This window comes from Actinomadura sp. 3N407, from assembly GCF_052245875.1.
Taxonomy (GTDB): Bacteria; Actinomycetota; Actinomycetes; order Streptosporangiales; family Streptosporangiaceae; genus Spirillospora.
The window spans coordinates 354,566-376,979 of sequence record NZ_JBQQBP010000004.1; the positions used below are offsets into that span (position 1 = coordinate 354,566).

Below are 22,414 nucleotides of genomic sequence, written 5' to 3' on the forward strand. Positions count from 1 at the left end.
GATGACGGGGAAGCGGGCCCGGAATCGACAGCGCCGCCCAGATATTCACTCTGGGCGGCGTCATCGCAGGTGACGGGGAGGAAGATCGGACGTTCGCCCGCTCAGCAGCGGGTTCGCCGGGCCAGCAGGAACGTGCGTTCGGCGTCGGTACGGACCAGTTCGAGTGCGCGGTCGTACTCGGCGATGGCCTCGGTCCGCCTGCCGAGGCGGCGCAGGAGGTCGGCGCGCGTGGCCGGCAGGAGGTGATGCCGGGGGAGTTCCTCTTCGAGCCCTACGAGCAGGTCGAGTGCCGCCTGCGGGCCCGAGACGTGCGCGACCGCCACGGCCCTGTTCAGCCGGACCACGGCGGAGCCGGTGACCTGCTCCAGCCGGGCGTAGAGCTTGGCGATCGTCGGCCAGTCGGTGTCGGCGGCGTGCCGGGCGCGGGCGTGCGCGCCGGCGATCGCGGCCTGCAGCAGATAGGGGCCGGGCCGGTCGATGTCGGAGGCCGAGCCGGTCAGCAGGCTCAGCCCGACGTCGATCTCCGACCAGCGCCACAGTTCGCGATCCTGCTCGGCGAGGAGGACGATCTCGCCTTCGGAGTCCAGCCGGGCCGCGCGTCTGGCGTGATGCAGCACCATCAGGGCCAGCAACGCGGTCACCTCGGAGTCACCGGGCATCAACTCGGCCATGAGGCGTCCCAGCCGGATGGCCTCACCGGCCAGGTCCTCGCGGATGAGCCGGTCGCCGCTGGTGGCGGCGTACCCTTCGGTGAAGACGAGGTAGATCACCGCCAGCACGCCGGCCCGCCGTTCGCCGAGCTCGTGCCGTTCGGGTACTCCGAACGGGATGCCGGCGGCCGAGAGCCGCTTCTTGGCCCGGCCCAGGCGTGCGGCCATCGTCGGTTCCGAGACCAGGAACAGCCGGGCGATCTCCGCGGTGGTCAGGCCGCCGACGAACCTCAGGGTCAGGGCGATGCGAGACTCCATCGCCATCGCCGGGTGACAGCAGGTGAAGATCAGCTGGAGCCGCTCGTCCGGGATCTGCGAGGCATCGTCGCTCTGGTAAACGTCGAGCACCTCCTCCTCCTTCACCAGGAGCGGGAGATTGCGCGCGGCCGTCGCGTCCCGCCGCAGCCGGTCGACGGCCCGCCGCCTGGCGGTGGTGAGCAGCCAGGCGGCGGGATTGCGTGGAATTCCTTCCGCGGGCCAATGCGACACCGCCGCGGCGAACGCCTCCTGCAGTGTCTCCTCCGCGAGGTCGAGGTCCCGGAACTGGGCGGTGAGCAGGGCGACGAGCCGTGCCCAGTGCGCCCGGTACGCTTCCTCGACCGCATCTCCCATCTTCAGTTCCCGCTCTCCATGATCGGCCTGATCTCCACGGTGAACGATGGCAGGAGCCTGGCGAACCTCAATGCCTCGTCCAGATGGGGCACCTCGATCAGGTAGAAGCCGCCGAGCTGCTCCGGGCTGTCGGCGAACGGACCCTCGATGATTTCGGTTTCGGTTTCCGATGTTCGCACGGTGGTCGCCGTGTACGACTCCTTGAGCTGGGTGCTTCCCTCCAGTGCTCCGGCTTTCCGCAGTGCGGCGATCAGCTGGTGGTGCTCCCCGTAGAGGGAGGCGAGCTCGTCCTCGGAGACGTCCGAGTTCTGTTTCTCGTTCTGGTAGACCAGCAGGGCATACTTCACGATCGTCCTTCCAGCTCAGGGCGCCGGCTCTCGTTGCGACCGGTCCTCACTTCCATGACGCGCAGCCCGCCCCCGATTCGACAGCATGGACTGAATTTTCTCGACGGGCCGCTTCCGCGCGCCGCTCGCGCCCGGTGCGCGAGCACAGAGCAGGACGATCCTCCGAAGCGGAGCTGAGCAAGATTGGCCGAGCCCGGGTATCGGCGCGGCCGTACTCTCGCAGCGATCGAGGTTCCCGGAGAAAGGGCGCTGCGGAGGGTACCGATATGACGATGAAAGGCCGGGTGGCCGCCGCCCTGATACTGGAGCTCGCGGCCCTTTCTGTCATCCTGGGACTGAACGAGTTCCACTCGCTCGACTTCGATGTCTACCGCGCCGCCAGCGCGGAATGGTGGAACGGCGGCAGCGTCCACGACCTGCCGGAGATCCGGACGGCCACCGGTCCGCTCAAACTGGTCCTGATGAATCCGCCGGTCGCCGCCGCGACACTGGCTCCGGTGACGCTCCTGCCGCGCGGACTCGGAATCGCTCTCTGGTTCGCCGTGTCGCTGGCGGCCCTCGCCTGCGTGGTCCATCTCTTCGCACGCGTCATCGCGCCGCGCTTCAGCGGCCTGAACGCCTGGCACCTCACCCTGGCGGTGCTGCCGGTGCTCACGCTGCTGGGCCCCGTCCGCGACGAACTCACCTTCGGGCAGATGAACATCGTGCTGATGGCCATGGTCGCCGCCGACTGCCTGACGCCCCGGCCACGCTGGCCGCGCGGTCTGCTGCTGGGCTTGGCGATCAGTATCAAGGTGCTGCCCGGTGTCTTCCTGCTGTTCTTTCTGCTTCGGAAGGACACCCGTGCGCTGCTGGTCAGCGCCGCGGGCTTCGCCATCGGCACCGCGGCCGGGTTCGCGGTCGCCTTCGATGATTCCCTGGATTACTGGACCAAGCATCTTTTCGACAGCGACCGCGTGACGGACCTGGTCGGCTGGTGGTGGTCTCCCAACCAGTCTCTGGTGGGGCTGACGGAACGGTTCCACTGGGCTCCCGTTCCCGGTGCGCTGGTGGTGATGCTGTATGCGGCGGTGCTCGCCATGACCGTGCTCGCGATGCGCAACATGTTCCGGATGCCGGGGTACGGTGCGGCGGCGGCGCTGGTCGTCAATGCGATGCCGGCGCTGCTCTGGGCGCCGACCTCCTGGACGTATCACTGGGTCTGGGTCGTCCCTGGCCTCATGATCCTGGCGGCGCTGGCGGTCGAACGCCGGGATCTGATGCTCGGCACGGTCACGGCATTCGTTGCGGCCGTGTTCTACATCGGCCCGCCTTGGCTCATGCAGTTCTATGACGGCAGCGAGCGGCACTGGAGCGTCGTCGAGTTCGTGGCCGGTGACGCGTATCCGCTGATCGCGCTCGCGATGCTGGGCGCCCTCGCGGGCATGGGAGCGCGGTCTCCGGTCAGGCCTCGGGAGGTCGAGACCGCGGCCCCGGAGGCGACCGGCGGCACCGAAGCGATGCGGTCATGACTCAGGTCGGCGCGCGGCCCCATCATCCGGACCCACCCGCCTCCGAAGCCGCCCATCCGAATCTCGGCGGCGCCGCGTCCGGCCGGGGATGGGCAGTCTCACTGATCAGGGCCTGCCGTCCCAGGCAGTGGCTGAAGAACCTGCTGGTGTTCTCCGCCCTGGCGTCCTCCGGTTCGGCGGACGACCTGACGAGCGTGCTGCGCACGGTCGGCGCCTTCCTCGCCCTCTGCCTGGCGGCCAGCGGCACCTACCTGGTCAATGACGTTCGAGACGTCGCAGCGGACAGGCTGCACCCTCGGAAGGCTCGGCGTCCCGTGGCCGCCGGCAGGATCTCGGTCGGCGCGGCGCTCACGGCCGCCGCCCTCCTGATCGCGCTCTCACTGCCGGCGGCCGCGGTGGCCGGAGGGAGCCGGCTCGTGGCCGCGGTCGCCTGCTACCTCGCTCTCGCGACCGCGTACAGCATCGTGCTCAAGCACTGGCCCATCGTCGATCTGGCCGCCGTGGCGGGCTGCCATGTGATCAGGGCCGTCGCCGGCGCGGTCGTGATCGGCGTCCCGGCGTCGAGTTGGTTCCTGATCGTGGTGTCGCTGATGTCCCTGCTCCTCGTGGTGGGAAAACGCGAGGCCGAACTCGCCTTGGACAAGGAGGGCACGCGCGCGGCCCTGCGCGCCTACTCCCGCGGCTACCTGGCGCAGCTGCGGGCGACGTTGTCGGGGGCGGTGGTGGTGACCTACGCCCTGTGGGCGCTCGACGTGAGCAGCATGCCCGGGCTGAGCCTCCGGGCCCTCAGCGTCGTGCCCTTCATCCTGATGATCATGCGCCTCAACCTCGTGATGGAGCGGGGCGCCGCCGAGGAACCGGAGGAACTCGTGCTGCGGGACGTCTCGTTGCAGATCTTCCTCGGCCTGAACGTCCTGTGCGTCGTGGCCGGGATCTACTTCTGACGTCGGCGGGGCCGGTGTCGTCCACTTCGGCCGGTGCCGGCGAGGTTCACGACCGGGTCCGGAACAGGCGAAAGGACCGGTCCAGTCTTTCACCGATCTCGTGGATTCCGTGCTCGATGATGGTGAGCGGTGGGACGACGAACAGGCACCCCGAAGTCGTGCTGACCAGGAGGCCGTTCTCCTCGCAGGCGTCGCGGAGCATCGTCGCCTCCGGCCCCAGCCAGTGGTCACCGTCCGACGTCCGGAGCACCAGCCTCTGGAGCAGCCCGACACCCGCCACGTCCCCCGCGGGCAGGTGCGCGTCGCGAATCTGCACCAGCGTGTCGGTCAGCAGCCGAGCCTTGTCCGGCACGCCGCTGAGCACACCGCCCTGAAGCACGTCGAGGACGGCCAGGCCCGCGGCGGCCGCCAGCGGGTTGCCGTCCGTGGTGGAACCGTGCAGCAGCCCCAGTCCGTTCGGCGGTTCCGCCATGTCCTGGAAGATCTCCTCCGATACGGCCAGCGCGGCGGCCGGCAGGTAGCCGCCGGTCAGCGCCGGACCGAGCACCAGCATGTCGGGGAGGACTCCCAGCTGGTTCATCCGCGACAGTGCCCCCACCCTCCCGTGGCCGGTGGTCACCTCGTCGGCGATGAGATGGATCTCCCTGTCCCGGCACAGCTCGGCCAGCGTGAGCAGATCCGCGGTGGCGGGCATGTCACCGGTGGAGCTCATGATGGGCTCGATGAGGACGGCGGTCACGCGGTCGTCGCCCAGCCGGTCGGCCACCGCCAGCACCGCCGCCGTCCAGCTCCCGGCGCTCTGATCCGCGAAGTACACCTCGTTCGGCAGCGGGCCGTAGAAGCCGTGCTGGCTCGCCAGCGAACCGCTGAGCGCGAGCGCGGCGGTGTTCATTCCGTGGTAGCCGCCCGCCATGCTGATGACCGCGGTGCGGTCGGGCGTTCCGCTGATCGCGCGATGGAGACGGGAGAGCATGACCGCGCCCTCCAGCATCTGCGCGCCGCTGCCGCCCAGCCGGATCCGGCGCAGCCCCCCGGGCAGCGCCGAGGCCAGCCTTTCGGCGAAGGTCACGGTGACGTGCGGCGGCCGGTCATAGAAGACCGTGCCGCCCAGCATCAGCCTTTCCGCCTGTTCCCGGATCGCGGAGATCACCGCCGGATGACCGTGCCCCAGGATGCCGTGCCACATGGACGACCGGGCGTCCAGGTACCGTCTGCCGTCGTGGTCGTGGACCCAGGCGCCTTCCCCGTGAACCAGAAACCGACCGGGCCCGTTCAGGTTTCGAAGGTAGGAGCCCATCGGGTATGCGCCGTGCCACAGGGGATAGGCGTCGGAATGGAACAAGGGGCCTGCCCATCTACGGTTCCGTGTGCGTGTGGTGCGTGGACCTGGGGGCGCCTCGATGCGGATGGGCGTCCGCCGAGACGATCTTCTTGACGGATCTCGGCGGGGCGGCCCTGCTCAGCGCCGAGGGTGAGACGGCGGTCGCGGCGGTCGCGGCCGGCCGTCCTCGGGAGAACAGCCAGGTGTCGAACAACGGGCGCAGCGGCCGCCCGGACGTGTGTTCGGCCAGTTCGATGAACTGCTCGATGGTGCCCGTCCCGCCGCCTCGCCGTGCGGCCCAGGTACGCATGATCCGTTTGAACACCGCGAAACCGACCGTCGTGCGGAGCGCGTGCAGGGCCATGGCGCCCCGATCATAGACGGCTCGGTGGAACGCCAGGTCCGCCCCCGGATCGGCCGGAAGGACCTGCCAGAACGGGTCGTCGGCGGGACGCCGGGAGTACTCGTAATCGAAGATCTCCTGGGCGGTGCCCTCGCCGATGTGCTCGGACCACAGCCATTCGCCGTAGGTGGCGAAACCCTCGTTCAGCCACAGGTCGCGCCAGGTGTCGACGGAGACCGAGTCGCCGAACCACTGGTGGGCCGCCTCGTGGGCCACCACGTAGGTGTTGCTGCCGAGCGTGAAGTACTTCCGCGAGTAGCTCGGCCGGGTCTGGTTCTCGAGTGCGAAGGTGAGGCCCTCGGCCGTGACGACCCCGCCCTCGGCCTCGAAGGGGTAGTCGCCGTAGAGGCCGGCGAAGAAGCGCACGATCTCGGGTGTCCGTTCGATGCTGGCTTCGGCGGCGGGCCGGTCGGCGCCCAGCCCCTTTGCGTACGCCGTGACGAACGGGCGTCCGTGGGAGCCCTCTCCCACTTCCAGGTCGTAGTCCCCGATCACCAGAGACGCGAGGTAGGTCGCCATCGGGCTTGTGACGCGCCAGTTCCAACGCTTCCATCCCGGTCTCGGGAAGCGGTCACGGGTCCCGAGAAAGAGCCCGTTGGACACGGCCGTGACGCCCTCCGGAACGGCCACGGAAATGTCGAAGGTCGCCTTGTCCCGCGGGTGGTCGTTGCTGGGATACCAGTAGATCGCCGCCTCCGGTTCGCCGACCGCCATGCCCCCGTCGGATGTTCGGATCCATCGGGTGAAGCCGGGAGCGTCCACCTTCGACGGAACGCCGTCATAGGCGACGACGACGGTGAGGCGGGCATTCTTTCGCAACACGGTCGCCGGTGTGATCTGGAGCTCGGTGCCCTGCCGGACGAACCTGGCGGGCCTTCCGTTCACGTGGACGGAGCGCACTCCCAGCGCGAAGTCCAGATTGAAGCGGGTCAGAACCTGCGTGGCCCGCGCGAGAACCGTGGTGGTGCCCCACAACCGGTCGTCGCGAGGCTGGTACCGCAGCCGGATGTCGTAATGCGAGACGTTGTATCCGCCATTGCCGTAGCTCGGGAAATAAGGATCGCCGAGGCCCGCGGATCCGTGCCCGCCGGTGCCCGCCGCGGCGGTTCCCGCAAGCAGTCCGAGCGCGGTCGTCGCGGCCCCGCCGAGCTTGGCGGCTCTCCCGGCGAACATCGCGGCTCCCTCCCCCTTCATGCGGATTCGCTGATGGTTTCCGTCGCCATCTCTCGGCTGAGCAGCCTAGCTTCGAGGAAAAATGCCTTGCCCGGCTTTTGTTGCGCATGTGCCGAGATGGCGGCACGGCGAAAAATGCTGTTGTGGGCACGGCTTCTTGTGGCCGGTCATCCTGCGGAGTTACTTTCTGCGAGATCGTCGCCCGTTCTCGTTTAGCTCACCCCTGGGAGGATTTAACGATGTCCCGAGTCAGAAGCCTTCCGCAAGCCGTGACGGGCCGTCGGAGGGGAACATCTCGGCGCGCCTTGCTGGGCGGTGGTCTGCTGGGGGCCGGTACGTTGCTGGCCTCGGGCACCGGCTATCTGAACGGCGCGGCCAATGCCGCCACCGGTCCCGGTGAAGAGGCCGGCGCGCCCGGCCGTTTCGACCCGCGGGACTGGTCCTCGGTCCGGGACCAGTTCGCCGTGACTCGCCGCTACGCCCAGTTCACGGCGTTCGTGCTCTCGTCACCACCGGCCCAGGTTCGCGCGGCCGTCGCCAGGTATCGGCGGCTCATGGACTTCGATCCCCACAAGTACGGGATGGAGGCCAACGACATGCGCACCAGTGACGCCGTGCGCCGGGCCCTGGCCGCGTACGCCGGCGGAGACAAGAGCGAGTACATGCTGACCGACAGCACCACGATGGGGCTGGGGTTGCTCTACCGGGGACTCAAGCTGCGGCCCGGCCAGGAGGTTCTCACCACGGATCACGAGTTCTACGCCACACACGAGGCGCTGCGCCTTCACTCGGACGTGGCCGGCTTCTCGGTGCGACGTGTGCCCCTGTACACCGACCCGGCCCGCGCGTCGGTGGCGGAGATCGTCGCGCGGATCCGGCGGGAGATACGTCCCGGCACCCGTGTGCTCGCACTCACGTCGGTCCATTCGAGTACCGGCGTCCGCCTGCCGATGGCCGACATCTGCGAGGCCGTGAAGCAGGTGAACGCGCGCCGGGACGCCGCCGACCGGGTGCTGGTGTGCGTGGACGGCGCGCACGAGTTCGCCGCGACGCTGGTTCGCATTCCCGAGACGGGATGCGACTTCTACGTGACGTCCGGACACAAATGGTTGTTCGGCCCGCGCGGGACCGGGTTCGTGTGGGGACGTACTGACGCGTGGGCGGCCGTCCAGCCGATCATCCCGAGCTTCTCCGAGGCCGCGATCGTCGCCTGGATCGAGGGACGTCCTCCGGTGGGCGAGCCCGGTGAGCTCAACACGCCCGGCGGCTACCACACCTTCGAGAACCGGTGGGCGCTGCCCGAGGCGCTGGATTTCCACCGGCGCATCGGCGCCGAGCGGATCAGGGACCGGATCCAGGAACTGTCCACGCAGCTCAAGGACGGCCTGTCAGAGCTCGGGCATGTCCGGCTCCACACTCCCAGAGATCCCGCGCTGTCGGCCGGCATCGTGTGCTTCTCGGTCGAGGGCATGGAGACGGGCGCGGCCCAGGAGGAGCTGATCCACAAGCACCGGGTGTACGCGGGCGCCACTCCCTACAAGCAGTCCTACGTGCGGCTCGGTCCGAGCCTCGTCACGGGGGAGGCGGATGTGCGTCGGGCCGTCCGGGCGGTCGCGGCTCTGCGCTGACGTCACGGAACCAGAACTCGTGACCCGCAGTGAGCCCCGCCGGGTCCGGCTACACCGGAGGCCCAGGCGGGCCCGAAGCCCCGCTAGCCCCGGAGGCCCCGGCCGACCGGCCGGGGCCTCCGGGGCGTCCTCCGTCAGCGTCGCCAGGAGCCGGTCGTGTCGGCATAGGCGTCTATCGCCGCCAGCAGCCCGCTCGGAACCCGATGCGGGACCAGGCGTTCGCCGTCGCGCCGCATCCACGCGAGCTGCTGCTCACCACGCGCCACCAGTTGCTCCTGTTCCACCTGCGTGAGGCGCACGTAGTCGAACAGCAGGGTGAGCCGGTTCTGGGTGACGTCCCCGGCCCGCATCCGCACCGCGACCCGGTCGAAGGCGGTCAGCTCCGCCAGGTACTCGCAGGAGCAGCGGGTGGTCACCATGGCGACGCCCTCAGCGAGCTCGTCGAGCACCATGGGCGCCTGCTCGTGCACGAACTGCTCGCGGCAGCGTCCCTGCCATCGCAGGTAGTGGGTGAAATAGACGTTGCCGATCGCATTGGTCTCCTCGAACGACACTGTGTGCACGTACTCGTAGCTCTTCACGGTGCCTCCTCCGGCCGTGGCTCCGCATTGATTGTGCGCAGATCGGCTGCAGAATAAAAGTGGCTCCGCGGCGCAATTAAAACGGCGCAAGAAGTGCCGAGTCGAGGCGGCGCCGACTTGTCACGATTTCTTGGTATGTGCGGCGCCGGCACGGTAAAGGTGGAGTGCGGATGTCGACTTACCATCAATACGACTGTCTGATCGTCGGGGGCCGGGTCGCGGGAGCGGCGACCGCCGTCCTGCTCGCACGGAGCGGTCACCGTGTTCTGCTGGCCGACCGGGCCTCCCGCCTCGGTCCGACATTGTCCACACATGTGTTCGGCGACTGGGAGGCATTCGAACCACTGGGAGTCGCCGCAGATCTCGCCGCGGCGGGCGCCCCGCCGATGCGCCGTTTCCGGACCGACGTCGCGGGCTGCGTCACCGAAGCCGACCTCATGGTCACGCCCTATGTGCTGGGGCTTCGCCGGGAACGGCTCGACCCGCTGCTGGTCGCGCGGGCGCGGTCGTTTCCCGAGGTGGAATGGCTCCCGGGGCATCCGGTGACGCAGTTGTGCCGGGACGAGACCGGACGGGTCACGGGCGCCGTGCTGCGGACGCCGGAGGGCGGGCGCCGGGTGACCGCCAAGGTCGTGATCGGTGCGGACGGGCGTGACTCCCTGGTGGCCGGGCAGGCCGCCGCCGAAACCTACCTGTCGCGGCCCGCGGTGCGTTGTGCCTACTACGGCTACTATCGCGACCTGGCCGCCGCCCCCGTTCCCGCGTTCGAGTACTACTGGGCAGGCGAGAACCTGGTCTTGCTGGCCGCGTGCGACGACGACCTGCACTGTGTGTGCGTGATGCCGCCCGAGGAAGAGTTCGGGCGATGGCGCCGGGACCGCGAACGGCTCTTCACCGAGGTGCTGGCCGGAATCCCGACCCTGGCGCCCCGGCTGGCCGGAGCCACCAGAGCCGGGAGGCTGCGCGGCACCCGCCGGCTGGAGAGCTACCTCCGCACTCCTCACGGGCCGGGCTGGGCCCTCGTGGGGGACGCGGGCGCCGCGGTCCATCCCTGCATCGGCGCCGGCATCGATCACGCGGTGGCCAGTGCGCGGATGCTGGCCTCGGCACTGCACGATCACCTCTCCGGCGACCTGGACTGGGATTCGGCGATGAGCCGGTACCACCGGGAACGGGACGCCCGGGTGCGCCCGACGCTGGAGGCCGCGCTGCGCCTCGCCGGCAGGCGGCCCGTCCAGGCCGCCGACACGCGGTGGCTGCGCCTGCTGATGACGCTTCCCGGCATGAGCCATGACCTGGGTGAAAAGGTTCCCGAGGTGATTCGGGCCATTGCCGGAGAGGGCATGGTCGAGCGCCTTCACCCCCTTCTCGATGGCGCTGAGCCACCGATTGAACATCCATTCCCAACGGCCGTGCCCGCCCATGCCGCCGTCGAGCCCGAACCCACACCCGCAGGGGGACCCGCCAGTGATGTCAGTGCCTCAGCGCCGCCCGCCGCGGCGGCCGCTCCAGCTACTCACTCCGATCTTCGGCCGATCACCGCAGCGGCTCGTCCGGGTCGCGGACGACTTTCCGCTGGAAACGGTTTCCCGGAGCCGCGTCAGGGACATCGTTCGAACGTTCCTCCTCGGCTATAACGCGGTCGCGCGCAGCCGCCACCCGCAGCATGTCCAGCCCGAGTTGGATCGCGTCGAGCCCTATCACCGACCTTTCGCTTATGAGGGAGCCTGCATGGGGTTCGGGCCCTGGGCGGTGATGGCGCTGAAGGGCTATGGCTCCTTCGAACCCCTGATGGTGAAGGGACTGGCCCCGCGAACCGTTTACCAGAACTACGTCGGCCTCGGCTGGTGGCTGGGCATGTGGTACTCCCGCCGGCCGGCCAGGCTCGCGCAGGTCGCCGGCCAGTTCGACTACCGCTACCGGTTGCTGGTCTACGAGGGCCTGGGCTTCCGGAGCGGGTTTCTCCGCGGTGGTGCTCCGGACGCGACCGCCCCGTTCCTCCGTCACGGCCCGGTCGCCCGGCACGTGTGCTACCAGGGCTACGGGCGCAGCCTGTGGTTCGTCTTCATGGACGATCTCGACGGGGCGCACGCGGCGATCACCCGGCTGCCGGAGAACGTCCGTGGAGACTGCTACAGCGGACTCGGTCTCGGTTGCGCCTTCAGCCGGCTCGACCGGCCGGGACTGGCCGTCGAAACCGCGGCGCGGATCCCCGATGCGTACCGCCCGGACTTTCTCCAGGGCGCGGCCTTCGGCTGGGAGGCGCGCCGGCTCGCGGACCCCGTGTACTTCCTCGAACTGACCGGCACGCAGCCCGAGGAACTGCGGGCGTACATCCGCGGAGCCGTCGAGACGGTTCATTCGGTCCGCGACCGGCTCATCGACGACGGCTGGCGCCAGTACTTCTACCAGATGTGGCGGCGGGAGACCCGGAGCGCGACGTGCCCTCCTCCCGAGCCCGCCGCCACGAGTTCGACCCAGCACCCACGACACCCGGATGTGGAGCAGAGATGACAGACCCGGCGACGACTCCGACGGCCGCGGTCGACGACCGCTGGCAAAGCTTCTTCACCCACCCCGACTACCTGTGGTTCGCCCGCACCACCCTCCCGGAGGAGCGGACCGCGACCGAGGTCGCCGCCGTGAGGCGGATGCTCAACCTGCGGCGGGGCACCCGTGTGCTCGACCTCGGCTGCGGCTACGGGCGGATCGGCGTGCCGCTGGCCCGGCAGGGCAGCGTCGTCACCGGGCTGGACGCGGTGCCCGGCCTGCTGGAGCAGGCCCGCCGCGCGGCCCGGGAGGCCGGCGTCCACCTCGAACTGATCCTTTCCGAGATGCGGAACCTGGACGCCGTCGAACGCTTCGACGCCGTCGTCAACCTCAGCACCGCGCTGGGCTACGTCGCCGACGAGAACGAGGACGCCGAGGCCATCGCCGCCGCGTACCGCGCCCTGGTGCCCGGCGGCCGGCTCCTCATCGACACCGAGAACCGGGAGGCGATGCTCCGGACGGCCCGCCGCGTCTGGTTCGACATGGGCGGCATGACCGTGTGGTGCCGACGGTCCTTCGACCCTATGAACGGCCGGTGGAGCGAGACGGTCAGCTGGCTGCGGGACGGCGTCCAGGACAGCGCGACCTACTCGCTCCGCCTGTACTCGCTCACCGAACTGCGGGCTCTGCTGGAGCGGGCGGGCTTCGTGGTCGAGGAGGTGTGGGGGGACTTCACCCAGGCGGCGTACGGCTGTGACAGCCCCCGGATGATCGTCCGCGCCCGGAGGCCGGAATGAGGGTGCACCTGACGAAGTTCGCCGCGGTGGCCGGCATCGTCGTCACAGGACTCGCCACCCGCTTCCCGGGCGTTGAGGCGCTGGACGCCGCCGAGATCAGGGAACGGTTCGCGTTCGAGCGCCGGCCGATCGCCTCGGTCGCCGTGGACGGGTTCCGCACCCGGCGTCCCGTCCAGCCGGCCCTGGAGAAGATCGCGACCTGGATCTCCGGTGTGGGGGCCGGACTGGCGCTGACCGACGTCGACCGCAACGGACGCTCGGACGACGTGTGCCTCAGTGATCCGCGCACCGACACCATCACCGTTTCCCCCGCGAGCGGCACCGGCAACCGGTACGCGCCGTTCATCCTGGAACCGGGCGCGCTGGGCCACGACCGCGCGACCACAGCGCCCATGGGGTGCCTGCCGGGCGACTTCAACGAGGACGGCCGGACCGATCTCCTGACCTACTACTGGGGACGCACTCCCGTCATCTTCTTCCGGTCCGATGAGGGAGCGTCGCCGAGCGCGCGGTCCTACAACGCCGTCGAACTGGTCGGCGGGCAGCGCGGCGAGGCCCGGCAACGCTGGTACACCGACACGATCGCCTCGGCCGACGTGGACGGGGACGGCCACCTCGACCTGATCGTCGGCAACTACTTTCCCGATGGGGCGAGGCTTCTCGACCGCAAGGCCCGGAGCGATCCCGCGATGGCGATGAACGATTCGATGTCGCGGGCCTACAACGGGGGAGTCAACCGGATCTACCGCTGGACGGGGCGGGAATCCGGCGGCGGTCCCGGCGTCCCTCCGGCGGCGCCCTTCGCCGAGGAGCAACGCGTGTTCTCCCGCGACGCGGCCCGCGCCTGGACGTTGGCGATCGGGGCGCAGGACTTCAACGGCGACCTGCTGCCCGAGCTCTACTTCGCGAACGATTTCGGGCCGGACCGGATGTTCGTCAACCGGTCCACCCCCGGCCGGATCCGGCTGGAGGAGGTGCGCGGCGAGAACGGATTCCGGACCCCGAAATCCAAGGTTCTGGGCAAGGACTCGTTCAAGGGCATGGGGATCGACTTCGCCGACATGAACGGCGACGGCCGTACCGACATGTTCGTCAGCAACATCTCCACCCAGTTCGGCCTGATGGAGAGCAACTACGCGTGGATCAACACGGGCGAGGCCATCGGGCGCGGGCACGCTCCGTTCCGCGACGAGAGCGACCGGCTCGGCATGGCCCGCACCGGCTGGGGATGGGACGTCAAGTTCGGCGACTTCGACAACGACTCGGTCCCGGAACTCGTCCAGGCCACGGGCTTCGCCAAGGGCGACAAGAACCTCTGGCCTCAGATCGCCGAGCTGGCGATGTCCAACGACACGCTTCTCAAGCACATCGGGGCGTGGCCGCGGCACAGCGAGGGATGGGATCTCGCCGGGCAGCAGCACGATGTCTTCTTCACCCGCACCCGCGATGGACGGTGGACCGATCTCGCGGCGGCCGCCGGGATCGCCGATCGCGGCGTCACCCGGGGAGTCGCGACCGCCGACGTGGACGCCGACGGCCGCCTGGACTTCGCCCTGGCGCGCCAATGGGAGCCGTCGTACCTCTACCGGAACCGCGCTTCGCGGCACGGCGGGTCCCTGTCGCTGCGGCTGCTCCTGCCGGCCGGACCCGGGGGGTCAACGCGCGCCGCGCCGGGCACCGCCGGAGAACGGATGACCGGCTCGCCGGCGGTCGGTGCCCGTGCGACCGTCCGCCTGCCGGACGGGCGGCGCCTCACCGCACAGGTGGACGGCGGCAACGGGCACGCGAGCGCGCGCAGTGTCGAACTGCACTTCGGCCTCGGAGAGCTGCCGCCCGGCACGTCGCTCCCGGTCCGGGTCGACTGGCGCGACCGCGCCGGGCGGGTGCGGCACACCGATCTGACACTCACCCCAGGGCGATGGTCCGCCCGACTAGCAGGAGGCGCGTCATGAGCTCCGTCGTCACCCCGTCGGACACCTCGTCACCTTCCGGACGGCCCGAAGGCGGTTCCGGAGGCACGCCCGCCGGGACGCGGAAGAAGGACCTGCGGGTGATGGCGCTGCGCCGGTTCGCCCTCTCCATCTCCGTGTTCACGGTGGTGGGACACCTGTGGCTCGGCATGGAGACCCCGTGGGCCGCTCCGGTGGTGGCCGTACTGGCGTCGTACACCACGGAGATCGTCCTGGAGTGCGTCCAGGCGTGGTCCGAGGCTCGGCGCCCGCGTTTTCTGGGCGGCTGGAACGCCTTTGTGACGTTCCTGCTCCCCGCCCACATCTCGGGTCTGGCCATCGCGATGCTCATCTATCCGGGCGCCCGCCTGTGGCCGTTCGCCTTCGCCGCCGTGGTCGCCGGATCGGCCAAGTACCTCTTCCGGGCGCCCGTCGGCGGCCGTTCACGGCACTTCATGAACCCCTCGAACCTGGGGATCGCGGCCACGCTCACCCTCTTCCCGTGGGTGGGGATCGCCATGCCGTACCACTTCACCGAGCCGTTCGGGGGAATCCTCGACTGGATCGTGCCGCTCGCCCTGCTGGCGTCGGGACTGATGCTCAACCTGCAGCTCACCGGCAAGTGGGGGATCATCGTCGGCTGGGTCGGTGGATTCGTCGCCCAGGCGGTGATCCGCGCGCTCGTCACCGACACCGAGCTGGGTGCGGCGCTCGCGCCCATGACCGGCGTGGCCTTCCTGCTCTTCACCACGTACATGATCACGGATCCCGGTACGTCCCCGGTGCGGCCGCGCGGGCAGATCGCCTTCTCGCTGGTCGCCGCCGCGCTGTACGGCGTGCTCATGAGCGCTCACATCGTCTTCGGGATCTTCTACTGCCTGGTTCTGACCTGCCTGATGCGCGGTGCCCTTCTCTGGGGACTCGACCTGCGCGCGCGGGCCGGCTCCTCCCGTTCCGCCGGCGAGCCCGGCGTCACCGCGACGGCCGCCGCGCAGAGCGGCTGACGCGAGCACGGCCGAGAGAGGAAGGACGTCATGCACGAACCGATCGCCGTCATCGGGCTCGCCTGCCGCTACCCCGGTGCGGACGACGCTGATCAACTGTGGGACCTGATCCTGAGCCAGCGCCGGATGTTCCGGCGTATCCCACCGGAACGCCTGCGGCTGGACGACTACTACTCCCCGGACCCCTCGACCCCGGACGCGATCTACGCGACCCATGCGGCGCTGCTCGAAGACTACGAGTTCGACAGGGTCGGGTATCGCGTCTCCGGGGCCACCTACCGCAGTACCGACCTCGTCCACTGGCTGGCGCTGGACATCGCCGGGCAGGCCGTCGAGGACGCGGGACTCGAGCGGCTGCCCGGGCTGGACCGCGACCGCGCGGGGATCGTCGTGGGCAACACCCTGACCGGCGAGTTCTCCCGTTCGACGATGATGCGCCTGCGCTGGCCCTACGTTCGGCGCACCGTCGGGAAGGCCTTGGCCGATACGGGCATGGACGGTGCGGCCCGCGAGGAGTTCCTGGCCGCGCTCGAACGCGACTACAAGGCGCCGTTCCCCGCGTTCGGAGAGGACTCACTGGCCGGGGGGCTGTCGAACACCATCGCCGGTCGCATCTGCAACACCTTCGACTACCACGGCGGCGGCTACACCGTCGACGGTGCTTGCGCCTCCTCTCTGCTGGCGGTGACCGACGCCGTGGGGCGCCTGGTCGCCGGGGATCTGGACGTCGCCCTGGCCGGAGGAGTCGATCTCAGCATCGACCCGTTCGAGTTGATCGGCTTCGCCAAGACCGGTGCGCTCGCGCCGACGTTGATGCGCGTGTACGACAGGCGGTCGGAGGGATTCTGGCCGGGCGAAGGGTGCGGGTTCGTCGTTCTGGCCCGTCACTCGGACGCCGTGGAATGGGGGGCCCGGATCCGGGCGGTGATACATGGTTGGGGAGTTTCCTCCGACGGCCGGGGAGGCATCACGCGTCCCGAGGCGTCCGGGCAGATGCTCGCTCTGCGCCGCGCCTACGCCAGGGCCGGGTACGGACCGAACGAGGTGGAGCTCTTCGAAGGCCACGGCACCGGCACCGCGGTGGGGGACGCGACCGAGCTTCGCGCGCTCGCCGCGGCCGGCCGGGAATCCGGGGATCGGGAACGGCCGGCCGCGCTGGGCACGATCAAGGCGAACATCGGCCACACCAAGGCCGCCGCGGGCGTGGCAGGGCTGATCAAGGCGATCCTGAGCGTGGACCACGGGATCCTGCCGCCGACCACCGGGAACGAACAGCCCCATGCGGAACTGACCGGTCCCGACGCGCGCCTGCGCGTCCTGAAGGAGCCGGAGCCCTGGCCCGAGGGGACCACCCCGCGCGCGGGTGTCAGCGCGATGGGCTTCGGCGGCATCAACACGCACATCACCCTGGCGGGCGCGCGGGCGGCGCGCCGCCGCCGGCTGACGGTGAGGGAACGGCTGCTCGGCGGCACAGCACAGGATCACGAACTGTTCCTCCTCGACGCGAAGAACCTGCGTGAGCTCGGTGCCGGCGCCCGGACGCTCGCCGAGCGCGCCGACGTCCTCAGCTTCGGAGGCATGCGCGACCTCGCCATCGACATGGCGCTCAAGGCTCCGGCACGGCCGGGCTCCGCGCGCGCGGCCGTGCTGGCCGCGACGCCCGCCGAGTTCGCCGCGCGGATGGACTCGCTGGCGGACGGCATCGACCATGGCCGGACCGAGCGGCTCGATGCCGCGGATGGCGTCCTTCTTGGGGAACGGGCCGGTGAGCCGCGGATCGGCTTCCTCTTTCCCGGTCAGGCGTCACCGACCCACCGCGACGGCGGCGCGTTGGCGAGGAGGTTCGCCGGGGTCGCCGGCCTGTTCCAGGACGTCCGCGCGATGGAGGGGGACGCGACGGACACGGCCATCGCACAACCCGCCATAGTGGCGTGTTCCGTCGCGGCCGCACAGGTCCTGGCGGACCTCGCCATCACCGGGGACAAGGCACTCGGACACAGCCTGGGCGAACTGACCGCGCTGCAGTGGGCAGGCGCCTTGACACCGAACGAACTGCTCCGTCTGGCCGGGATCAGGGGCCGTGCGATGGCCGACTGCACGGAACGCAGCGGGGCCATGGCGGCGGTCATGGCGCCTGAGCCGGTGGTGGAGGAACTGATCGACGGCCTCGACCTCTGCGTGGCCGCCTACAACGCTCCCGGGCACCTGGTCGTGTCCGGTGCCGCCGAAGACGTCCCGTCCCTGCTTGAGCGATCCCGGTCTCGCGGCGTCCGCACGATTCCACTCCCGGTGTCGCACGCCTTCCACTCGCCGCTCATGGCACAGGCCGACAAGGAACTGCGCGCGGAACTGGAAAGGCTGGGTCCTGTCCACGGCGACGCGGCCGTGGTGTCGACCGTGACGGGCCGGGCTCTGGACCCCGGGACGGACGTGCGGGATCTGCTGCTCGACCAGCTCGTCGCTCCCGTCCGGTTCACGGACGCGCTCGAAGAACTGACCGACGACATCGACCTGCTCATCGAGGTAGGGCCGGGCACCGTCCTCACCGGACTGGCCGACCGCGTCGTCTCTGTGCCCGTGGTCGCGACGGATGCCGGTTCGGCGAGCCTGCGACCGCTGCTCACGGCGGTCGGCACCGCCTACGTGCTCGGCGCGCGGATGGATGTGGCGGGACTCGCGCACGGCCGCCACCGCTGGAACGGTGCGGACCCCCGGCGCCGCCCGGCGTTCCTCGCGAATCCCTGCGAGTCCGCGCCGGACGATGACGGCGCGCCGCCGATGTTCGTGGAACCCACGCCCGATCAGGCCGGAGCCGCGGAGCCCGGCGGCGCCGGCGAGCCGGGCCGTGCCTCCGGAGAAGAGCCGGAGGGCGATCCGACCGAGGTCGTGCGCCGGCTGATCGCCCGGCAGGCCGAACTGCCCCTGGAAGCGGTGCCCGCGGACTCTTCCATGCTGACCGACCTCAACCTCAGCTCGATCACGGTCGGTCAGATCGTCGCCGACGCGGCGGCCGAACTGGGCGTGCGCCCGCCGCTCGCGGCACCCGAGTTCGCCACCGGGACGATCGCGGAGCTGGCCGGGGTGCTGGCCAACGCCGAACCGGATGACGGGACCGACCGGGACCGCCTGCCCGCCGGAGTGGCCGGTTGGCTGCGGCCGTTCGAGATCGCCTGGGTTCCCGCCCCGCTGCTCGGCGAGGCCGTCCCGCACCGCTGGGAAGTGATCAGCGTCGGCGGCTCCGGTGACGCCGGGGCCGTCCGAGCCGCGTTCGAGGGGGGAGCCGGCGACCCGGCACTCGCGATCTATGTGTCGCCCGAACGGGACATCGACCAGGCGAAGGCACTCCTGGAGGCGATCCGGCGGGCGACCGACCCCGCCATCCGGCGGCTGGCCGTGCTCCACCATGGCACCGCGGGCGGCATCACCCGCACCCTCGCCCTGGAGCGGCCCGACCTTCCGGTCAGGTTGATCGACGTCAGTCTCGCGGACGGGCTCGCATCACTGGCGCGGATACGACGCGAAGCCGAGACCGGGACGGATTTCGAGGAGGCCCGGCTGATCGGCGAGGAGAAGCGGCTGGTCTCACGGCTGCGTCCGTCGACGGCGGCCGGGAACGCCGGTCAGGACCGGCTCGGCCCCGACGACGTCCTGCTCGTGAGCGGCGGTGGAAAGGGAATCGGGGCCGAGAGCGCGATCGGGCTCGCCGCGGCGACCGGTGCGCGTGTCGCCGTGCTCGGCAGGTCCAGTCCCGAAGACGACGAGGAACTGTCGGGCACGCTGCGCCGTCTGCGCGAGGCCGGGGTCGAGGCGCGATACGTCCGGGCCGACGTCTGTGACGCCGCGCAGGTCCGCGACGCGGTCGACGAGGTGCGTCGGACGCTCGGCCCCGTGACCGCGCTGGTGCACTCGGCCGGTTTCAACCGGCCCCGGCTCATCGGCGATCTCGACGGGGAGGACCTCGCCGCGACCCTCCGGCCCAAGGTCCCCGGGCTGCGCAACCTGCTGGACGCTCTCGACCGTGATCGCCTCCGGGTGCTGGTGGCGTTCGGGTCGGTCATCGCCCGCTCCGGGTTGCGCGGCGAGGCCGACTACGCACTGGCCAACGACTGGATGCGAGCGGAGGTGGACGCCGTTTCCGAGCTGCTGCCGAACTGCCGCTGCGTGACGGTCGAGTGGTCGGTGTGGTCGGGCGCGGGAATGGGCGATCGGCTGAACCTCGTCGAGTCGCTGACGCGCATGGGCATCATGCCGATCAGCCCGGACGACGGTGTCGATCTGCTCCGCCGGCTGGTCAACGGCGCCGGACCGGCTACTTCCGTCGTGGCCTCCGGAAGGCTGGGCGACCCGCCGACCCTGCGGTACGACTCCCGAGAGCTGCCCCTCCTGCGGTTCCTCGATCGCGTTCCGGTCCATTACCCCGATGTCGAGATGGTCGCGGAGGCCACCCTGTCGACCGGCACCGACATGTACCTGGCGGACCATGCGCTGGACGGGGTGCCCCTGGTGCCCGCCGTGGTGGGGCTGGAAGCCATGGCGCAGGTTTGCGCGGCTCTCACCGGAAGCCGGCCGGAACGCTTCGAACAGGTGGAGCTGCCCAGGCCGATCACGGTTCCGGAAGACGGACAGCGCAGAATCAGGATCGCCGCACTTCTCCACGACGAGTCGCGTGTGGAAGTGGTGGTACGGAGCGAAGAGACGGGGTTCGAGGCCGATCACTTCCGGGCCGTCTGCCGCCTCGACCGGTGCCCGGAGGGACGGCAGGCCCCCGGCAGCGGTTCCCCCGCCGTCACGGGTGGCGGGGCGGCATCGGGCGCGGAAAGGGAGCTGTACGAGCGGCTGCTCTTCCACGGCCCGGCGTTTCAGCGCGTGCGCGAGTATCGGGGACTGCACGCTCGTAGCTGCTCGGCCACCGTGGAAACGCGGGTGGAAGCACGCTGGTTCAGTGACTATCTGCCGCATGATCTCGTCCTCGGTGACTTCGGTGCGCGGGACGCCTTCATCCACGCGGCGCAAGCCTGCATCCCGCACAAGCGGGTGCTGCCGGTCTCGGTCCACCGGATCCACCTGGGGGAGATCCCGACTGGAGAGGTGACCATTTCCGCCGTCGAGCGCGAGTCGAATGAGGACGGCCTCGTGTACGACCTGCTGGTCCTGGATGCCGAAGGGCGGGTTTGCGAGTCGTGGGAGGGGCTGGTGCTCCATGTGGTGGCGGCATTGCCCGAACCGGGGAGCTGGAGCGCGGCACTGCTCGTCCCCTACTTGGAGCGGCGTGCGGCGGAACTGATCCAGGGCCGCATCCTTGCCGGCCTGGCCGGCGAGAACGACGGAGACCGCGCTGCTCGGACGCAAGCCGCGATTCAGCGGGCGCTCGGACGCGAGGTCCGGGTCGAGCACCGGCCCGATGGGCGAACGCACATCGCCTCGGGAGAGCCGGTCTCGGCCTCCCACTCCCGCCCGTACACGCTGGGAGTGGCGGGGGAGGGCACGGTGGCCTGTGACGTGGAGGCCGTCGAGCCCCGGATGCCGGAGCAGTGGAGAGGAATGCTCGGGGAGCCGGGGATGAAGCTCGCCGAACTCCTCGCCGCGGAACACGGCGAGGAACTGTCGCCGGCCGCCACCAGGGTCTGGTCGGCCGCGGAGTGCGTGAGGAAGGCGGGGGGTCCCACGGGAGACCCGCTGGTGCTCGACCGGGCGCATCGAACGGGTTGGACCGCGCTGCGGAGCGGGAGGCTGCGCGTGGCCGTCTCGGTCCTCTCGGTCGACGGAGCGGCGGATCCGATCGCCGTGGCCGCGCTGACGGAGGAGGTCACGTGACGACCGCAACGTTCGACCCGGAGGAACCGCCGCAGACCGGACTCTCGCGTGTGGTCCTGCTCGGAGGCAGCGCCGCACAACCGTCCCACACGCAGGTGCTCCTGGAAGCCGCGGTCTCCGCGCTCGTGCACGCGGGCGCCGAACCGATCCACTGGGACATCGGCCGCACTCCGTTTCCGCCCGCCGGGCCCGGTCACGAGTCGGGTCAGCGGCTGCGCGACAGCGTGGACGCCGCACACGCGGTCATCCTGGTGACGCCGCTCTATCACAACTCGTATTCGGGACTGATCAAGAACGCGCTCGACCACCTGGGCGAGGCGCATCTGCGCGGCAAGCCCGTGGGGCTCATGTCCTCCAGCGGGAGGGTGGCCAGCCCGCAGGCACTGGATCATCTGCGCGTCGTCGTGCGAGCGCTGGACGGGGTCGCGATCCCGGACCAGGTGATCGCGACGAGGCACGACTTCACCCGGATGGGGTCCGGCCTGGAGCTCACCAACCCGCGGCTCAACGACCGGATCAGCGACTTCATACGGGAACTGCTGTGGTACGCGGAGCGGCTGGGAGAGGGCGGCCGGTCGGCCGGACCGCCCAGCCGCACCGGCGACCCGGAGGGACGCGGCGAAGACGCCAGCTCGGTCGCGCACCCGGTCGACGGTGAGCTGAGCGAGGCCATGAACCAGGCGATCGCCTACATCCGTGCGCACTACCGGGAGGGCACGCTCGCGCTGGAAGAGGTCGCCCGGCACGTCTGCATGAGCCGCTACCACTTCTCGCGGACCTTCAGGGTCCAGACCGGCCGCCGGTTCATGGACTTCGTCGCGATGCTCAGGCTCAGTGACGCCCGGGTGATGCTGACCGAGACCGACAAACAGGTCTCGGAGATCTGTCACGCCGTCGGCTACAACGATCTGAGCCACTTCGAGCGCACTTTCAAACGCTGGTTCAAGGTCTCGCCCTCGCAGTACCGCCTACGGCATCCGCGCGGCCGTGCGTCCGACCGTGCCCCCGTCCTGCAGCGGTAGCCGAAAAGGATGCTGATCCGTCCGTCCACTGACAAGTCGGTGGACGGGCGGTTTCGGCATGCCGAGCCTGAAATCGCACACTCCGTGACGCCATCGGCACCGCACGAT

General features: G+C 70.1%; 15 protein-coding genes. 10 read left to right on the top strand and 5 right to left on the bottom strand.

Annotation, left to right across the window (positions count from 1 at the left end; translation table 11 throughout):
- Window positions 1-101: 101 nt before the first annotated feature.
- Window positions 102-1,322, bottom strand: coding sequence for an RNA polymerase sigma factor (locus tag ACTWPP_RS12305; protein WP_443104330.1), 1,221 nt, complete (start codon window positions 1,320-1,322; stop codon window positions 102-104).
- Between the two features lie 2 nt (window positions 1,323-1,324).
- A complete protein-coding gene (locus ACTWPP_RS12310; RefSeq protein WP_443104331.1) occupies window positions 1,325-1,669 on the bottom strand; it encodes a YciI family protein in 345 nt (114 codons plus the stop codon).
- A gap of 284 nt (window positions 1,670-1,953) precedes the next feature.
- Here ACTWPP_RS12310 and ACTWPP_RS12315 point away from each other — a divergent pair, with 284 nt between their 5' ends.
- Window positions 1,954-3,180 carry a glycosyltransferase 87 family protein gene (locus tag ACTWPP_RS12315; protein WP_443104332.1) on the top strand — a complete coding sequence of 409 codons (1,227 nt, stop codon included), beginning with the start codon at window positions 1,954-1,956 and terminating at the stop codon, window positions 3,178-3,180.
- Window positions 3,177-4,124: a decaprenyl-phosphate phosphoribosyltransferase gene (locus ACTWPP_RS12320; RefSeq protein WP_443104333.1), complete on the top strand. Its 948-nt coding sequence runs from the start codon at window positions 3,177-3,179 to the stop codon at window positions 4,122-4,124. The genes ACTWPP_RS12315 and ACTWPP_RS12320 overlap by 4 nt, the downstream gene beginning before the upstream one ends.
- A gap of 46 nt (window positions 4,125-4,170) precedes the next feature.
- On the opposite strand, the gene ACTWPP_RS12325 is transcribed toward ACTWPP_RS12320, so the two are convergent.
- On the bottom strand, window positions 4,171-5,421 hold the full coding sequence (locus ACTWPP_RS12325) for an aminotransferase class III-fold pyridoxal phosphate-dependent enzyme (RefSeq protein ID WP_443104334.1): 1,251 nt from the start codon (window positions 5,419-5,421) through the stop codon (window positions 4,171-4,173).
- A 58-nt stretch (window positions 5,422-5,479) separates the two neighbouring features.
- Window positions 5,480-7,021 carry a M1 family metallopeptidase gene (locus tag ACTWPP_RS12330; protein ID WP_443104335.1) on the bottom strand — a complete coding sequence of 514 codons (1,542 nt, stop codon included), beginning with the start codon at window positions 7,019-7,021 and terminating at the stop codon, window positions 5,480-5,482.
- A 305-nt stretch (window positions 7,022-7,326) separates the two neighbouring features.
- Between ACTWPP_RS12330 and ACTWPP_RS12335 the strand changes: the two genes are divergently transcribed.
- Complete coding sequence (locus tag ACTWPP_RS12335) at window positions 7,327-8,649, top strand: aminotransferase class V-fold PLP-dependent enzyme (RefSeq protein WP_443104336.1); 1,323 nt, start codon at window positions 7,327-7,329, stop codon at window positions 8,647-8,649.
- Window positions 8,650-8,783: 134 nt separating this feature from the next.
- Here ACTWPP_RS12335 and ACTWPP_RS12340 read toward each other — a convergent pair whose 3' ends face one another.
- Window positions 8,784-9,230, bottom strand: coding sequence for an acyl-CoA thioesterase (locus ACTWPP_RS12340; RefSeq protein ID WP_443104337.1), 447 nt, complete (start codon window positions 9,228-9,230; stop codon window positions 8,784-8,786).
- 170 nt (window positions 9,231-9,400) lie between these two features.
- On the opposite strand from ACTWPP_RS12340, the gene ACTWPP_RS12345 reads away from it, so the two are divergent.
- Genes ACTWPP_RS12345 through ACTWPP_RS12375 form a run of 7 tightly spaced genes read left to right on the top strand, consistent with a single transcriptional unit; the run spans window position 9,401 to window position 22,306 of the window.
- Window positions 9,401-10,867 (top strand): FAD-dependent oxidoreductase, encoded by a 1,467-nt coding sequence (locus tag ACTWPP_RS12345; protein WP_443104338.1) that lies wholly within the window; start codon window positions 9,401-9,403, stop codon window positions 10,865-10,867.
- On the top strand, window positions 10,839-11,744 hold the full coding sequence (locus ACTWPP_RS12350; protein ID WP_443104570.1) for a DUF1702 family protein: 906 nt from the start codon (window positions 10,839-10,841) through the stop codon (window positions 11,742-11,744). The genes ACTWPP_RS12345 and ACTWPP_RS12350 overlap by 29 nt, the downstream gene beginning before the upstream one ends.
- Window positions 11,741-12,517: a class I SAM-dependent methyltransferase gene (locus ACTWPP_RS12355; protein ID WP_443104339.1), complete on the top strand. Its 777-nt coding sequence runs from the start codon at window positions 11,741-11,743 to the stop codon at window positions 12,515-12,517. Before ACTWPP_RS12350 ends, ACTWPP_RS12355 begins: the two co-directional genes overlap by 4 nt.
- Entirely contained in the window at window positions 12,514-14,469 is a 1,956-nt protein-coding gene (locus tag ACTWPP_RS12360) for a CRTAC1 family protein (protein ID WP_443104340.1), read from the top strand. Before ACTWPP_RS12355 ends, ACTWPP_RS12360 begins: the two co-directional genes overlap by 4 nt.
- Window positions 14,466-15,470 carry an RnfABCDGE type electron transport complex subunit D gene (locus ACTWPP_RS12365; protein WP_443104341.1) on the top strand — a complete coding sequence of 335 codons (1,005 nt, stop codon included), beginning with the start codon at window positions 14,466-14,468 and terminating at the stop codon, window positions 15,468-15,470. The genes ACTWPP_RS12360 and ACTWPP_RS12365 overlap by 4 nt, the downstream gene beginning before the upstream one ends.
- Window positions 15,471-15,500: 30 nt before the next feature.
- Window positions 15,501-21,284 carry an SDR family NAD(P)-dependent oxidoreductase gene (locus ACTWPP_RS12370; RefSeq protein ID WP_443104342.1) on the top strand — a complete coding sequence of 1,928 codons (5,784 nt, stop codon included), beginning with the start codon at window positions 15,501-15,503 and terminating at the stop codon, window positions 21,282-21,284.
- Complete coding sequence (locus ACTWPP_RS12375) at window positions 21,281-22,306, top strand: NAD(P)H-dependent oxidoreductase (RefSeq protein WP_443104343.1); 1,026 nt, start codon at window positions 21,281-21,283, stop codon at window positions 22,304-22,306. The genes ACTWPP_RS12370 and ACTWPP_RS12375 overlap by 4 nt, the downstream gene beginning before the upstream one ends.
- Window positions 22,307-22,414: the final 108 nt, after the last annotated feature.

Coding starts and splice junctions, on each gene's coding strand:
- ACTWPP_RS12305 (WP_443104330.1), bottom strand. CDS start 1,322: ATGGGAGATGCGGTCGAGGAAGCGTACCGGGCGCACTGGGCACGGCTC.
- ACTWPP_RS12320 (WP_443104333.1), top strand. CDS start 3,177: ATGACTCAGGTCGGCGCGCGGCCCCATCATCCGGACCCACCCGCCTCC.
- ACTWPP_RS12325 (WP_443104334.1), bottom strand. CDS start 5,421: ATGGGCTCCTACCTTCGAAACCTGAACGGGCCCGGTCGGTTTCTGGTT.
- ACTWPP_RS12330 (WP_443104335.1), bottom strand. CDS start 7,021: ATGTTCGCCGGGAGAGCCGCCAAGCTCGGCGGGGCCGCGACGACCGCG.
- ACTWPP_RS12345 (WP_443104338.1), top strand. CDS start 9,401: ATGTCGACTTACCATCAATACGACTGTCTGATCGTCGGGGGCCGGGTC.
- ACTWPP_RS12355 (WP_443104339.1), top strand. CDS start 11,741: ATGACAGACCCGGCGACGACTCCGACGGCCGCGGTCGACGACCGCTGG.
- ACTWPP_RS12360 (WP_443104340.1), top strand. CDS start 12,514: ATGAGGGTGCACCTGACGAAGTTCGCCGCGGTGGCCGGCATCGTCGTC.
- ACTWPP_RS12365 (WP_443104341.1), top strand. CDS start 14,466: ATGAGCTCCGTCGTCACCCCGTCGGACACCTCGTCACCTTCCGGACGG.
- ACTWPP_RS12370 (WP_443104342.1), top strand. CDS start 15,501: ATGCACGAACCGATCGCCGTCATCGGGCTCGCCTGCCGCTACCCCGGT.